This is a genomic window from Pelosinus fermentans DSM 17108, assembly GCF_000271485.2.
Lineage (GTDB): Bacteria > Bacillota > Negativicutes > DSM-13327 > DSM-13327 > Pelosinus > Pelosinus fermentans.
Genome location: NZ_AKVN02000001.1, coordinates 4994670 through 5009075, shown reverse-complemented (window position 1 = coordinate 5009075; position 14406 = coordinate 4994670). Strand labels below are relative to the sequence as shown.

The window sequence follows — 14406 nt, the reverse complement described above, 5'->3', positions numbered from 1 at the left end:
GATATGGTTGCTGATAAGATTTTTCGAGAAGATTTATACTATCGTTTGAATGTAATCCCTCTCTTAATTCCCCCCCTCAGGGAGCGCTTTGAAGATATTCAACTATTAGGGGAACTTTTTTTAAGACATTTTGCTGAGAAATTGCATAATCCAGTTCAGGGTTTTTCTGCTGCTGCATTACAGCGGCTGCAGGATTATAATTGGCCGGGTAATGTACGGGAACTAAAAAATATTATTGAGAGATCAGTAAATTTAGTTGATGGAACACTGGTTCAACCAGAACATATCTTTTTGGGAAGGTTGTCGGGCTCCCAAACAGCACCGCCTACGGTGCAATTTGAAAAATATCAAACATTAGAGGAGCGGCTGGCAGAAGTGGAAGTGGTTATATTAAAAGAAACTCTTCGTCGCTTTCGCTCTTCGAGACGTATGGGAGCAGTATTAGGGTTATCCCATACTGCGGTATTAAAAAAATTACGAAAATATGACTTTTCGCTCGAATGAATTGGTAATTTATGGAATTTAATTCAATAAAATGGAACCAATTCGTAACAATGGAATCCATTGTGGAAATAAATAGTTCCACAATAAATAGCTTTTGCTAGATTTTCAACTAATCAGCGAGGTTTTAAAATGTGACTGCTTTTGAAGTGAAACAAGTAAAAACCTGATATTTATTAGATGAAATGGCTGATATATCATAAAAAAGCCTGGTTGGCACGATTTTTGCAGTATTATAAGATCATAATACTAATAGTGTATTTATATATTGCTAAAATAGTATAACGAAAATGGAGGGAATTTATTATGATTATTGGCGTAGCAAAAGAGATTAAAAACAATGAAAATCGTGTGGGTCTGACTCCGGCAGGTGCCGAGGATCTTTGTAGAGCGGGGCATACTGTATTAATTGAAAAAAATGCAGGTATTGGCAGCGGCTTTTCTGATGAAAGCTATCAGCAAGTAGGAGCTACGATTATCGCAGATAAAAAAGAATTATTTGATACCTCAGAAATGATTATTAAGGTGAAAGAACCCCTAATGCCAGAGTATGAATTGTTTCATGAAGGTCAAATTTTATTTACATACTTACATTTAGCTCCCGAGCCTGAACTGACGAAGGCATTATTAGAGAAAAAGGTGATTGGTATTGCCTATGAAACTATTGTAGGCCGGAATAATTCATTGCCCTTATTATCACCAATGAGTGAAGTCGCGGGTCGTATGGCAGTACAAATTGGTGCGCAGTTCCTGGAAAAGCCTTGGGGCGGCAAAGGCATCCTTCTAGGTGGCGTACCTGGGGTAGAATCAGGTCAAGTCGTAATTGTTGGTGGTGGCATTGTAGGTACGAATGCTGCTAAGATGGCTGTTGGCATGGGTGCACGTGTTACGATTCTTGATAAATCTACAGATCGTCTTGCTTACTTAGATGATATTTTTGGTGGCAGAGTAACCACTGTCATGTCAAATAGCTATAATATTGCAAAATGGGTAAAACAAGCGGATCTTTTAGTGGGCGCTGTACTCATACCTGGAGCAAAAGCTCCTAAGCTAGTGAGCGAAGAAATGGTAAAAACCATGGAAGCTGGTTCCGTCATTGTAGATGTGGCGATTGATCAAGGCGGTTCCGTTTCAACGATTGATCGAATTACCACCCATAGCGAACCTACCTATACCAAGCACGGTGTAATCCATTATTCTGTAGCCAATATGCCCGGAGCGGTGGCTCGCACGTCCACTTTGGCCTTAACAAATTCAACATTGCCATATGCGCTGCAGATTGCTAATAAAGGCTGGAAGCAAGCTCTTATTGATGATGCTGGATTGGCAAGAGGACTTAATGTTTATGATGGAAAAGTAACATTTAAGGCTGTAGCTGATGATCAGAATTTACCTTATACTCCTGTAACAACTGTATTAAGCTAAACAAAATTTAGTAAATCAACAAAGTAGCAAAAAGCATACTCGTATCTGTGCTAAGAGTATGCTTTTTGCGTATACTACAAGAAAAATTATCTGAATATATAGAATAGTGGGATGATTGAAATTCCGCCATATCGGTGTGTGATAGTTTATAATAAGGCCTGCATGGATTGTAAGGAGGTGGTGCAAAATAACCTACCGTAATCCCGGAGTCTAATATATGAGGGGGAGAATTTGTGGAAAAAAATAATGCATTGCAGGAAGGATTGCATCGGGGATTAGAGGAACGTCATATTCAGTTGATTGCATTAGGCGGAGCGATTGGTGTAGGGCTATTTCTTGGAGCTGGCGCTGCAATAAAAGCTGCCGGTCCATCATTGATACTTGTATATTTTCTGGCTGGTATTATTATGTTCTATATTATGCGTGCCCTAGGTGAAGTAACAGTTGCTTATCCCGTTTCCGGTACCTTTAGTGCTCATTCCAATATTTTCTTAGGACCTCTGACTGGTTATATTACAGGATGGACGTACTGGTTTATGTGGGTTGTCACATGTATGGCAGAGATCACGGCAGTTGGGGTGTATTTTTCCTTTTGGGTGCCAGAAGTGCCCCAGTGGATTCCTGCCTTGTGTGCTTTAGTTTTAATGGCATCTGTTAACTTAGTTAGTGTTCGTGCTTTTGGTGAGTTTGAGTTTTGGTTTGCCTTAATTAAAGTGGTAACGATTTTAGCGATGATTGTAGCTGGCTCGGCTATGATCGTTTTTGGGGTAGCTAATCATGGTGTGGCAATCGGCATTTCCAACCTCTGGTCTAATGGCGGGTTTTTCCCTCATGGTATAGAAGGCATGATTATGGCGAGCACCATGGTAATGTTTTCCTATTTAGGTATTGAATTGATTGGTGTTACAGCCGGTGAAGCAAAAAATCCTGAGAAATCCTTACCGGCTGCGATTGATAAAGTGTTCTGGCGTATTCTCATTTTTTATGTTGGCTCCTTAACGATCATTATGTCGTTATATCCTTGGAATCAAATTGGTACAATGGGCAGTCCGTTTGTCTTGACTTTCAATAAACTTGGAGTAAGGGCAGCAGCTGGCATTATCAACTTCGTAGTATTGACCGCAGCCTTATCTTCTTGTAACAGTGGGCTGTTTAGCACAGGCAGGATGCTTTATAACTTATCATTACAAGGAAAAGCTCCGACAATGTTTAGTAAATTAAATGACCGCCATGTTCCTGTAAAAGGAATTTTGGTTTCGTCAGGTTTCTTATTGATCGGCGTAGTGCTTAATTATCTGGTTCCTGCACAGGTATTTGTGTATGTTACAAGTGTTGCTACCTTTGGTGCGCTTTGGATATGGGGAATTATCTTGTTGATTCAGCTGAAGTATCGTGAGAGTTTGTCACCTGAACAAATTGCACAAATCAAATATCCGATGCCTTTTTCACCTATTTCCAATTGGGTCAGCTTAGCTTTCTTAGCATTCGTTGCCATAGCCATGTTCTTTAATCCAGATACTCGTGTTGCACTATATATTGCACCAATCTGGTTTGGATTGATTGCTGCTTCGTATTATGCAGCAGGAATGCATAAAGGTGATGGAGAGAAAAAATCTCTTCAACAGTAGATCCTATATCTTTATAATGAAAAAACACCTGCTATAGGTGTTTTTTTCATTACTAGTGGCTGGGATAAGCTCCTTTTCTTGCAGGGAAATACTGCAAATGAGACGAATAATAAGACATGCAGTATTGTGTTCTTAGGAAGGGTTGATTATAAATGATGGAAAAAAACGCTGTAATCTTGCAGCGACGTATAGCTGCATTTTTAGTTCTGCTGCTGATGATGATTTTTATCCTGGCAGTGCGCATTGGCTGGCTGCAGTTCATCGACGGTGATCGTATGGCCGCAAAGGTAGCGAACCAAGTGAAAGACAGCCAAACTTTACAGTCGCCCCGCGGGACGATTTATGATAGAGAAGGACGGGAGTTGGCAGTCAGCAGTTTAACCAAGTCCTTATATGCGGATCCTTCTGAAATTAAAGACCCGGATATTGTAGTATCACTGCTGGCTCCGTTATTAGAAATGCAGCCTGGAGATATTAAGGAACGATTATCTGCGGGAGGACGTTTTATTTGGATCAAGCGCATGATCGAACCTGGGGTGACAAAGCAAATAGAGGCTGTGATCAAAGAATCCAATCTTAGAGGTCTGGGCTTTTTAGAAGAAAGCAAACGGTATTATCCTAATGATAATTTGGCTGCTCACGTCTTGGGGTTTGTGGGCACGGATGACGTGGGTTTAGACGGCATGGAAATGGTATTGGATAAAGTCATTAAAGGAACCTCTGTGGAACATTTTGTTGATACCGATAGCAGGGGTATTCCCATTTTTAAGTCTATCTTTACATTTGCTCCACCTAAACAAGGAAAAAATGTATACCTTACCTTAGATAGTACAATTCAATTTATTGTTGAGCAGAGCTTGGATAAGGCAATGCTGACCAATCGCCCCCAAGGGGCAACCGTGATTGTTATGAATCCTCACACTGGAGAAATACTGGCCATGGCCAATCGGCCCACTTATAATCCCAATCAGTTCTATAAGTATAGCATACAGGAATGGAAGAACCGGGCGGTGGCATATAATTATGAACCCGGATCTACCTTTAAAAGTGTTGTAGCTGCTGCTGCATTACAGGAAGGACAACTCTACCCCGAAGAGCGATTTATTGATAATGGCTATGTAGAAGTGTCGGGGCGGCGTATTCGAAATTGGAGTGACGAAAGTTATGGCAATGTTTCTTTTGTCGAAGTTATGGAACAATCCATTAATACCATTTTTGTACAAATTGGCATGAGGCTGGGAGCTTATAAATTGATCGAATATGCTAAGGCCTTTGGTTTCGGCAAGGCAACGGGTATTGAATTACCCGGTGAAGAAGAAGGGTTGTTATTTAGGCCGGAAGATATGCGCGACTCTGACGTGGCGACGATGTCCATTGGGCAAAGTATTGCTGTTACACCATTGCAGCTCATTACGGCTGTATCGGCGATTGCCAATGATGGAGTACTCTTAAAACCGTATATTATCAAAGAAGTGCGAAATGTGGATGGTTCTATTGAGCGTGAAGGCGTGATTCAATCGGTGCGTCAGGCGATTAGCCCTGAAACAGCGAATCGGTTAACGGGCTTAATGGAAAAGGTTGTATTGGAAGGCGGCGGTAAAAAAGCTTCTATCAAAGGATACCGTTTTGCAGGAAAAACAGGTACGGCAGAAAAGCTGCAAGATGATGGCAGTGGATATTCTGCAGGACGTTATGTAGCGTCGTTTGTTGGTTTCGGTCCAGTAGAAGATCCTCAAGTTGCAATTTTAGTTGTTCTTGATGATCCTAAAGGAAGCTATTATGGAGGTGAGATTGCAGCACCCATTGCTGGCGAAATTTTAGGAAAAATTATGCGTCATCTTACTATTTACCCTCAAATTGCCAATGAATTGCCTGTTCCAAAAGAAAATATTCAAACGAGTTCGACACCCTTGCCTAACATTCAAGCGCCTCCGGGAAAGGTAGTTGTACCCAATGTGGCTGGCAAGAGTATCCGTGAAGCAGGAGATGAATTGACGCAAGCAGGACTATCGATTGTTCCTGTGGGAACAGGTGTTGCCGTAAGACAAAGTATAATGGCAAATACAATTGTAGAAGCAGGAACAGAGATTAACGTTTATTTTGAAGCACGATAGGAAAATGGACAAATAAATAAAGGGCGGCTTAAAGCCGCCCATGCATACGATTAAGGCTGTTTGTTCGCATCATATTGAGCAGTTAATGTTCCACTGGTTGCTTGAGTGGTAGTTCCGCTCAAACCAGATTCATATTGCTCAATCATTCTACGAACCATTTGTCCGCCTACACGTCCGCAATCAGCGGAAGTCATAGTTGACCAACCTTGAGCACGTACTCGATCAGCAATTCCTAACTCGCTAGCGATCTCAAGCTTCATGCGATCGAGAGCGTTTTCCGCGCCTGGGTTAACAGGTTTGTTACTTCTGGCCATTGATAATCACCTCCTTGTGTTGGTGTAATCATAGTATCAGCGAAATAGAAAGTGATTATTCGAGTTTATATTATGTAAATAGTTCCAATCGTAAAAAACATTGAATGTGAATCATTGAACTTAATGCTATGGCAGGAGATCAACCTTTCATGACGAATTAACTGTATGAAAATGGTAAACGTGGAGTGAAGTATATGCATGAAATGTCCATTGCTCAAGGAATATTGGACATCGTATTAAAAACTGCTGCAGAGCATAATGCAGTAAAGATAAGCTGTATTAAACTGCTGATTGGTCAGATGACTCAAGTTGAGCCTGAATCTCTCAAATTTGGCTTTGCGGCTTTAGCTGCAAATACGATAGCTGATAGCGCAGTGGTAGATATTACGATTATACCTCTGGTTGGCAAATGCAATAGCTGCGGGCAGCAATTTACAGTGGAACGATATTCATTCCTATGTCCCTTATGTCACTCCGCTAATATCCTAGTGGTATCGGGCCGAGAGTTAGCAGTTGATTATCTGGAGGTAGAATAAAGTGCAAATAAAAGTAATGACTAATATTTTAGAGAGAAATGATCAGGTTGCTGCTGCATTGCAGGAACGATTTAAAAAAGCGGGTATCCTTGTAATCAATTTACTAGGGTCACCCGGTTGTGGTAAAACGTCTTTATTAGAAAAGACCATTAAAGCATTAAAAGAAACACTTTCAATCGCTGTTATTGAAGGTGATTTATTTACGGCGAAAGATGCTGAGCGCATTGAAGAGCATGGCGTACCTGTGGTACAGATTAATACAGGCGGTGGCTGTCATCTCGATGCGAATATGATTCACGATGTACTTGATTGTCTTGATCTTGGGGTACTTGATATGATTGTTATTGAAAACGTAGGAAATCTGGTTTGTCCGGCGGAATTCAATATTGGTGAGGATTGTAAGGTAACCGTTCTTAGTATTACAGAAGGGGACGATAAACCCTTAAAATATCCATTAATCTTTAAACAAGCCAGCGCTGTTATTTTAAATAAGGTAGATTTACTGCCATATACTAATTTTGACCTAAAAGCTGCTGAAAAAGACATTACTGCTATTCATCCTGGAGTTACTCTACTGCCAGTTTCATGCCAGACTGGTGAAGGACTTGAAGTTTGGTTCAATTGGCTTATTAAACAGGTGCAAATTAAAAAAGGCAAGGAGAGCAAGTGATGTTTAATCTGCAAAAGCTGGCACAAGAAATTGAACGTGTGCGCGTACATCTTCATGAATTGGTAGAACAAAAATCAGGTAATTTAATAGACCCAGAAGTTGCAGAAGTCAGTATTCAATTAGATAAATTAATTGTAGAATATGAAAGAGTAAAAATGCGGAATGTAAGACGATGATCGTATTTCATAGGTACAAAGTCCCCGAATTAACGTCTCTTTGTCACCTATTTTTTGCTAGGAGGGTTAGATATGTTTAATCGACCTGTATGGGCAGAGATTGATTTAACAGCCATTGCCCATAATGTAACCGAAATCAGAAAGGCAACAAACCGTGCTGCAAAGGTTTGTGCCGTTGTTAAGGCTGACGGGTATGGGCATGGAGCGGCAGCTGTTGCGCGGACTGCATTACAAGCGGGAGCAGACTGCTTGGCCGTAGCGATTGTCAATGAAGCAGTCGAATTACGTAATGCAGGGTTTGATGTGCCCATTTTGGTATTAGGGTATACTCCAGTTTGTCAGGCTGATCTAGTGGTCAAGAATCATATTACGCAAACGATATTTTCTCTTGATTCAGCAAGGGCTTTATCAGCAGCGGCCATATCAGCAGGCAAAACGGCTAAAGTACATCTTAAAATTGATACGGGAATGGCTAGAGTCGGTGTTAGCCCAACTGATGCAGGCGTTTTTGCAGCAGCAGTAGCCGCTTTGCCGGGAGTTGAAATCGAGGGCGTATATTCTCATTTTGCTACTTCTGATAGCTGGGACAAGGTCTTTACCTATGAACAATACCGGCATTTCTTAGAAGCTATTGAATATATTAAGGGACAAGGTATTCACATACCCATCCGTCATATTGCCAATAGTGCAGCGTTATTAGAACTGCCCGAGATGCATCTGGATATGGTGAGGCCTGGCATTATTCTGTACGGATTATGGCCTTCAGAGGAAGTAAAAAAGAGTTTGCTGCTTAAGCCAGCGATGAAGTTTAAAGCCCAAGTCGGTTTTGTCAAGGATGTACCACCTAATTCGTCTATAAGCTATGGAAGGACTTATTATACGGACCAGAGGAGTCGAATTGCAACTCTGCCCGTAGGCTATGCAGATGGCTGGTCTCGTTTGCTGGCGGGTAAGACACAAGTATTGATCCATGGTCAAAGGGCCCCTATCGTCGGACGAGTCTGTATGGATCAGTGTATGATTGATGTCAGCCATATTCCGGATGTTACCATTGATGATGAAGTGCTATTATTTGGTGGAGCTGAATTGCCAGTAGAGGAAATTGCTCAGATCATGGGAACGATTAATTATGAAATAGTATGTATGGTAGGAAAAAGAGTGCCTAGGTATTATATTAGCAAGACTTCTTAAAAATGTATCCTAATACAATACAGTAAATTAACGACCCACTCCACCTTTTTATATCTGGTGAGAGTGGGTCGTTAAGCTTATTGCTTTGAATGCTTGTCAGGAGAACTCAGGTATTGTAAGTCTTTTGATGGGAAGGTAGGAAATTAATAGAATCTGTCGAATATACTTCTAGAAATCAGTTGGAGGTGTTGGTGTGGTTGGTGAGAAGGATTGGGAGTTGTTTAAACAAAAGTTTAATGCGAAATCAAGCATTAACCTTAATGATTATAAACCGGCTCAGATGCAGCGACGGATTAATAATTTAATGACTCGGTATGGTGTGAATACATATGTAGACTTCTTTAACTTATTGGATAAAGATGCGAAGATGTACAAGGAATTTGTTGATTATATGACAATCAATGTAACAGAATTTTTCCGAACACCAGAAAAATTTTCTGAACTGGAAAGCAAAGTACTGCCAGATTTATTAGCACAAAGTCCTAAACTTAATATTTGGAGTGCTGGCTGTTCGGTTGGTGCTGAGCCATATTCCTTAGCAATGATCTTAAAAGATATAACGCCAAATGTAAAACATCGAATTTTAGCGACAGATCTGGATGTAGAAATGCTGGCAAAAGCCAAAAGTGGTATATATACCAATACTGAATTTAAGAATATTTCTACTGGCAGAGCTTCTAAATATTTTAAACAAGCTGGTACTACCTATACGATTGATGAAGATATCCGTTCACGGGTAGAATTTAAACGTCATAATTTATTGCTTGATAAATTTGATACCGGATTTGATTTAATTTTATGTAGAAATGTAGTTATTTATTTTACCGAAGAGGCAAAAGATGGCTTGTATCGAAGATTTTTAGGTGCTCTTAAGCCCGGTGGCGTATTGTTTGTAGGTGGTACGGAAGCCATCTTAAATTTCCGCGATATTGGCTTTAGCCAATACATGCCATTTTTCTATCGCAGACCTCTTTAAAGTATAATTAGAGTGCTCCCCAGCTGGATAATAAACGAAAAGTACGCAATAAATATTGCAGTAAGATTTTACTATTCGTGCGTTCCTCTATGGTTTGACCGGATGTAATGTCTACGGTTTTTATTGCTTGCTGGTGAACAAGAAAGACAATTTCACCAATCTTTTGCCCCTGATATACAGGGGCTTTTATTTGTTCTGGAAGATTAACATTGACGGTAACATGTTCATAATCTGCGGTTGGTACTACTACGCTTGCATTATTACTCACCACCGCATTAATGAGAGGTCCAAGGCCTCCTTCTACAGGGATCGATCCTAAAATATCACCTTTAACAGCATATTCATATAGTTCAAAGGCATCAAAGCCGTATTTTAATAATTGCATGGAGTCATACCAGCGGGAGTGATCATGAAGTACAACCGCGATTAATTTCTGGTTTCCCCGGGTAGCGCTGGAAATTAGGCAAGGACCGGCCTGATTGGTGGTTCCTGTTTTGACCCCATCTGCCTCTTCCAATAACCATAATAGTTTATTGGTATTTTTGAGACTTTGATCGTGTTCTTTGCCTTTGCGATCAAGCCATTCAATATTTGTTTCTTTTGTGTTCACGATCATAGAAAAAATCGGATTGGTTAATGCATACCTGGCAATCCAGGCTAAGTCAAAGGCTGTGGAATAATGGTTGACAGCAGTCAGACCATGGGGATTGACAAAATGACTGTTGGCGGCATCCAGTGATTGGGCCTTATCATTCATAAGCATAACGAAATTTTCGACAGAACCAGCCAAATGCTCTGCAATCGCCACGGCTGCATCGTTGCCTGAACGCAGCAAAAGACCGATCACTAGTTCACGCATGGAAATGAGCTGCCCTGTACTTAAATGCATGGAAGAACCGGATGTATTCGCAGCACGGGCGCTGACCTTAACCTCTTCATCTAGTCGTCCGCTTTCAATAGCAATGATAGCGGTTAATACTTTTGTGGTACTGGCAGGAGCATTGCGAATATGACTATTCTTTTCAAAGAGAATTTGCCCTGTTTTTGCATCTATTAAGATGGCCGCCTGAGCCTCAATTTTTGGTGGTGAGCTATTGGCAATGGGTGTAAATAAGGTAAAGAAAAGGCAAAATAGGAGTATGACGTTACGAGCAAATGGTATCCACATATGCATCCTCCTCGTGAATGGCTTTTATAGTATATTGCTGTTATGGCATAATCATGCAAAAACATAAAGCATATCTTTCTAGTCTTTTGCGTAATATCCACTGAGGTAGTGATAGGAGGTAAGGATGATATGAAGCAAGGAAGTTTAGTTTTTGCAGGCGTAATAGGAATTATTTTTTCTGCTGCTGTAATGGTAGATGGAGTTGTAAGAGATAATGATAAAGCAATACGAAAAGTTCCCACGACTCATAAAGTCGTGGCACTAACCGTGGACGATGGTCCACATAATATGGTGACACCGCAGCTATTAGCAGTTCTTAAAGAAAAAAATGCAAAAGTAACATTTTTTGTTCTAGGAGAACATGCTGCTGCTCATCCGGAAATAGTAGCACAGGAGGTAGCTGATGGACATGAAGTGGCCTCCCATGCTTATAGGCATAGGTTTTTATCCAAAATAAGTAAGGAAGAAATGATTGAAGAACTCGACAAGGCTGAAAAGGCAATTATGGCAGCTGCTCCGAAACCTGTATTGTTTCGTCCTCCTGGCGGAGCCTACAATGATGCTATAGTGGCAGAAGCAGAGCTGCGTGGCTATACGACGATCTTATGGTCAGTGGACCCTGGTGATTGGCGGCGGCCTAGTGTCTCTTCTCTTGTTGAGAATGTAATGAATCATGTAAAACCTGGCAGCATTGTGTTATTGCATGACGGTCAGTATCCGCTGCCTACACCAGAGGCCCTTGGTATTATAATTGATAGACTTCGTGAGCAAGGTTACAGCATTGTTACAGTCAGTGAGCTATTGCAGTATTACGAAGTTCGTAATTAGAATGTGCTCAGCCTTTTAGAATGGAGCTTATTCAGAGTGTTGATAGGGTTCTAGATTCTGCCAGTGAGATTTGATAAGCTGATCAAACCTCACCATTGTAGCAGTTCGTTCGTTGCGCAGGCCTTGAATTGAGCTTAACAGATTTTGATTGAAAGCATAGACTTTATGCTTGGGTACAAGAAGGGGAGCAGAGTATTCTCGCAACTTTGTAGCTACTTTCATATTTACCTTAAGCTGTTTAATAACGACTCCCGGCTCTAATAAATCAGAGCCATCATAGCGATAAATAAGACAATTGGGCTGAATGCGGTCGATTACATTTTTGCATTCCCCGTCCATAACAATATCTGCATTGCAATCCGGGCAGTTTTTTGCCTGTGTGGTCATCCAAGTATGACAATTGGAACAAATCATTCCTTCCATGTATACACCTCCTAGGACTAGTTTGTCCAATCATAGATGGAAATATGAAATAATCGGTCAAGGCATTGATTTCTAAAGGGAAGGTTATATTCTGGAAATAGAGAATAAGAAAAGTATTGAAAACGTCTTTATGGTCATGAAAAGGAGATGCAGCTATGATTTGGAATCAACAAGTAGAAACCTTGTCTCGTACGGAGATGACAGCATGGCAAGCTTATAAACTAACAAAAATAATAGAACGAGTATATGAAAAAAGTTTCTTATACCAAATTCGCATGAAAGAATGTGGTCTGCTGCCAGAAAATATTACAAATCTGGATGATCTGAAAAAACTTCCTGTTACTACGAAACAGGATATAGCAGCTAATTATCCTTATGGACTATTAACGATGCCAGTGAGTGGTGTTGCGTATATTCATAAAACGCTGGAGGCTCAAGACCATTTCGCAGTGAGTTACACCCGAAATGATCTGGCTATGTGGAGTGAATTGATGTCCCGTATACTGGTTGCTGGAGGGGTAAATATGACCTCTGTTTTTCAATGGGTGGGTACTGCGAAAGAAAATGCACCCAGCTTAGGGGTGCATTTTGGAATACAGCAAATTGGCTCAACCTTACTGTCTGACAGTAGGAGCAGTATGCTGGCACAGATACATTTAATCGAGGATTTTGGTATTACCTCTATATTTTCTGCTGCTTCACATCTGCTCCAGCTTGCACAAGAAGCCGGTATGAATGGGTATAAACCTGCGGAATTACCATTGCAGAATATTTTCTGTGATAGTAATCTTGTATCCCAAAGTCAAGGTGAAAAAATTCAACAGATTTATGGGAAAAAACCAATCCAAGTTTATGGCATGTATGACATTTGGGGAATGGGGATCGCAGGAGAGTGCCATTGTGATGCTGGTTTGCATGTTCAAGAAGATTGTTTTTATCCTGAGATTCTACATCCTGTGAGTGGACAAGTTCTGCCCATCGGAGAAATCGGTGAACTGGTTCTTACCAGTCTGACATTGGAGGCGATGCCTCTTTTGCGTTTTACTACGGGCATGCTGTGTAGTTTAGACGACAGCCCATGTGCTTGTGGACGGACGTTGATACGAATAAGAAAAGAAACAGAAAAAAATGACCTTTATCCATGTGGACAAAGATGGTAAGTCTACACCTCATGGTGTAGTAGTAAAACCTTCGCAGCAGAAGATATTGAATTAGAAGAAAGAGCGAAGGCTTTACTGAAAAAATAAAATGTACAAAGGGTTCTGAGATTTCTCATCTTTAGAACCCTTTGTACATTCTTATATAAAGAATACACTTCGTCACTATTTCTTCGTGTTCTTTATATTTTCTTCGCGTCTTCGCGGTTCAAAATGTTTTATTTTTTTAATAGTAATCGCCACTATCACGATATTGCTTTACAATATCAATGAGATGATTACTTTCCGTATGCTTTCCTAACAGTTCAAAAAAATGATGGGAATCTTCAAAACTGACACTCCAGGAAAAAGCCCCATCTGCAGTGTAATAAGCAAAAATGATTTCTTGCTCTAGGTCTTCTGGTATAATACCATCACCATCAGTGACTAAGGCGTAATCGCCGTTATTTAGTGTTTCATAAAGAAGAGCAGTACAGCCATCTTCAGTTTCTGTTTCATAAAAGCCGAAAGGTTCATAAAAATCTAATACTGTGTTGTCACTCATTTTTAAATCATCCTTTTATTATTAGTAGTAAGAGTATAACCAATTGTTAGTATTGGTATCTATGTATCCAGGAAAAATTGCTGGATACAGAAACTGGGATTTTAGATGGCGTTAGAACTCCAATTAAAATCAAGTCTTCTTTATCTTAAAATAGTAAGGCGTATTTGACAAGTAATTTTTGAGATAATCTTAGAGGTGTGATAAAATTTTCAATAAACAATACATGAAATAAATTGTATAATTTCGTTGTAAGGTGCAGGAGTTGATCGATATGAAAATTTTAGTGGATGCAGATGCTTGTCCCAAAAATGCATTGCAGATTTGCATGGAACTGGGACGCAAATACCATATCCCTGTCTGGACGGTAGCTAGTTTTAATCACATGATTGTATCGGATCATCATGTGGTAGTGGGCGATGGTTCTCAGGAAGCTGATATTAAGGTCCTGAATCTGACACAAGCTAAGGATATAATTGTGACCCAGGACTGGGGGCTCGCAGCAATGGTCCTGGGGAAAAAAGCGTATTGCTTAAGTCCGGTAGGGAGAATATTTTCCAATGATAATATTGAATTTTTGCTGGAGGAGCGAGAAGTTAAAGCCAAATTGCGCCGCGGTGGCGGCCGAACGAAAGGTCCCAATAAACGAACGGCAGAAGAAGATAAACGGTTTTATCACTCATTGGAAGAATTATTAGCTGAAGCAGCCAGCTTTGATGCTCCTTTGCAAGGATGATTTGAGACTGATAATTGCAAGT

16 protein-coding genes are annotated in these 14406 nt (G+C 40.4%); 12 read left to right on the top strand and 4 right to left on the bottom strand.

Going from position 1 to position 14406, the window contains the following annotated elements; genetic code table 11:
- The 4 genes from FR7_RS22930 to FR7_RS22915 all read left to right on the top strand — a co-directional run.
- The coding region (locus FR7_RS22930) for an AAA-type ATPase lid domain-containing protein (RefSeq protein WP_338061466.1) at positions 1-504 on the top strand (504 nt) is incomplete at its 5' end.
- A gap of 303 nt (positions 505-807) precedes the next feature.
- Positions 808-1926 carry an alanine dehydrogenase gene (ald, locus tag FR7_RS22925; protein ID WP_007935844.1) on the top strand — a complete coding sequence of 373 codons (1119 nt, stop codon included), beginning with the start codon at positions 808-810 and terminating at the stop codon, positions 1924-1926.
- A gap of 233 nt (positions 1927-2159) precedes the next feature.
- Positions 2160-3554, top strand: a complete 1395-nt coding sequence (locus FR7_RS22920; protein ID WP_007935835.1) for an amino acid permease — start codon at positions 2160-2162, stop codon at positions 3552-3554.
- Between the two features lie 152 nt (positions 3555-3706).
- Positions 3707-5668, top strand: a complete 1962-nt coding sequence (locus FR7_RS22915) for a penicillin-binding protein (protein WP_007951132.1) — start codon at positions 3707-3709, stop codon at positions 5666-5668.
- A 50-nt stretch (positions 5669-5718) separates the two neighbouring features.
- Here the strand turns inward: FR7_RS22915 and FR7_RS22910 are convergent, their stop codons facing one another.
- Positions 5719-5982 (bottom strand): alpha/beta-type small acid-soluble spore protein, encoded by a 264-nt coding sequence (locus tag FR7_RS22910; protein ID WP_007935832.1) that lies wholly within the window; start codon positions 5980-5982, stop codon positions 5719-5721.
- Between the two features lie 194 nt (positions 5983-6176).
- On the opposite strand from FR7_RS22910, the gene hypA reads away from it, so the two are divergent.
- The 5 genes from hypA to FR7_RS22885 all read left to right on the top strand — a co-directional run bounded on the left by hypA (position 6177) and on the right by FR7_RS22885 (position 9531).
- Entirely contained in the window at positions 6177-6518 is a 342-nt protein-coding gene (gene hypA / locus FR7_RS22905) for a hydrogenase maturation nickel metallochaperone HypA (protein WP_007951131.1), read from the top strand.
- Between the two features lies 1 nt (position 6519).
- Positions 6520-7188, top strand: coding sequence for a hydrogenase nickel incorporation protein HypB (gene hypB / locus FR7_RS22900; RefSeq protein ID WP_007935830.1), 669 nt, complete (start codon positions 6520-6522; stop codon positions 7186-7188).
- Positions 7188-7364 (top strand): aspartyl-phosphate phosphatase Spo0E family protein, encoded by a 177-nt coding sequence (locus FR7_RS22895; RefSeq protein ID WP_007935828.1) that lies wholly within the window; start codon positions 7188-7190, stop codon positions 7362-7364. The genes hypB and FR7_RS22895 overlap by 1 nt, the downstream gene beginning before the upstream one ends.
- A 72-nt stretch (positions 7365-7436) precedes the next feature.
- Complete coding sequence (alr, locus tag FR7_RS22890; protein ID WP_007935826.1) at positions 7437-8555, top strand: alanine racemase; 1119 nt, start codon at positions 7437-7439, stop codon at positions 8553-8555.
- A gap of 193 nt (positions 8556-8748) precedes the next feature.
- Positions 8749-9531, top strand: a complete 783-nt coding sequence (locus FR7_RS22885; RefSeq protein WP_007935824.1) for a CheR family methyltransferase — start codon at positions 8749-8751, stop codon at positions 9529-9531.
- Positions 9532-9538: 7 nt separating this feature from the next.
- Here the strand turns inward: FR7_RS22885 and FR7_RS22880 are convergent, their stop codons facing one another.
- Positions 9539-10699, bottom strand: a complete 1161-nt coding sequence (locus tag FR7_RS22880; RefSeq protein WP_007935823.1) for a D-alanyl-D-alanine carboxypeptidase family protein — start codon at positions 10697-10699, stop codon at positions 9539-9541.
- A 129-nt stretch (positions 10700-10828) separates the two neighbouring features.
- On the opposite strand from FR7_RS22880, the gene FR7_RS22875 reads away from it, so the two are divergent.
- On the top strand, positions 10829-11527 hold the full coding sequence (locus tag FR7_RS22875) for a polysaccharide deacetylase family protein (RefSeq protein WP_007935820.1): 699 nt from the start codon (positions 10829-10831) through the stop codon (positions 11525-11527).
- Positions 11528-11554: 27 nt separating this feature from the next.
- On the opposite strand, the gene FR7_RS22870 is transcribed toward FR7_RS22875, so the two are convergent.
- A complete protein-coding gene (locus FR7_RS22870; RefSeq protein ID WP_007935818.1) occupies positions 11555-11950 on the bottom strand; it encodes a hypothetical protein in 396 nt (131 codons plus the stop codon).
- Positions 11951-12105: 155 nt separating this feature from the next.
- Between FR7_RS22870 and FR7_RS22865 the strand changes: the two genes are divergently transcribed.
- Complete coding sequence (locus FR7_RS22865; protein WP_007935817.1) at positions 12106-13110, top strand: phenylacetate--CoA ligase family protein; 1005 nt, start codon at positions 12106-12108, stop codon at positions 13108-13110.
- 223 nt (positions 13111-13333) lie between these two features.
- Here the strand turns inward: FR7_RS22865 and FR7_RS22860 are convergent, their stop codons facing one another.
- Positions 13334-13651 carry a hypothetical protein gene (locus FR7_RS22860; RefSeq protein ID WP_007935816.1) on the bottom strand — a complete coding sequence of 106 codons (318 nt, stop codon included), beginning with the start codon at positions 13649-13651 and terminating at the stop codon, positions 13334-13336.
- 271 nt (positions 13652-13922) lie between these two features.
- On the opposite strand from FR7_RS22860, the gene FR7_RS22855 reads away from it, so the two are divergent.
- Positions 13923-14384, top strand: coding sequence for a YaiI/YqxD family protein (locus FR7_RS22855; protein WP_007935815.1), 462 nt, complete (start codon positions 13923-13925; stop codon positions 14382-14384).
- The last annotated feature ends 22 nt before the right edge of the window (positions 14385-14406 follow it).

Coding starts and splice junctions, on each gene's coding strand:
- FR7_RS22915 (WP_007951132.1), top strand. CDS start 3,707: ATGATGGAAAAAAACGCTGTAATCTTGCAGCGACGTATAGCTGCATTT.
- FR7_RS22910 (WP_007935832.1), bottom strand. CDS start 5,982: ATGGCCAGAAGTAACAAACCTGTTAACCCAGGCGCGGAAAACGCTCTC.
- FR7_RS22875 (WP_007935820.1), top strand. CDS start 10,829: ATGAAGCAAGGAAGTTTAGTTTTTGCAGGCGTAATAGGAATTATTTTT.
- FR7_RS22880 (WP_007935823.1), bottom strand. CDS start 10,699: ATGTGGATACCATTTGCTCGTAACGTCATACTCCTATTTTGCCTTTTC.
- hypA (WP_007951131.1), top strand. CDS start 6,177: ATGCATGAAATGTCCATTGCTCAAGGAATATTGGACATCGTATTAAAA.
- alr (WP_007935826.1), top strand. CDS start 7,437: ATGTTTAATCGACCTGTATGGGCAGAGATTGATTTAACAGCCATTGCC.
- ald (WP_007935844.1), top strand. CDS start 808: ATGATTATTGGCGTAGCAAAAGAGATTAAAAACAATGAAAATCGTGTG.
- FR7_RS22870 (WP_007935818.1), bottom strand. CDS start 11,950: ATGGAAGGAATGATTTGTTCCAATTGTCATACTTGGATGACCACACAG.
- FR7_RS22860 (WP_007935816.1), bottom strand. CDS start 13,651: ATGAGTGACAACACAGTATTAGATTTTTATGAACCTTTCGGCTTTTAT.
- FR7_RS22855 (WP_007935815.1), top strand. CDS start 13,923: ATGAAAATTTTAGTGGATGCAGATGCTTGTCCCAAAAATGCATTGCAG.
- FR7_RS22895 (WP_007935828.1), top strand. CDS start 7,188: ATGTTTAATCTGCAAAAGCTGGCACAAGAAATTGAACGTGTGCGCGTA.
- FR7_RS22865 (WP_007935817.1), top strand. CDS start 12,106: ATGATTTGGAATCAACAAGTAGAAACCTTGTCTCGTACGGAGATGACA.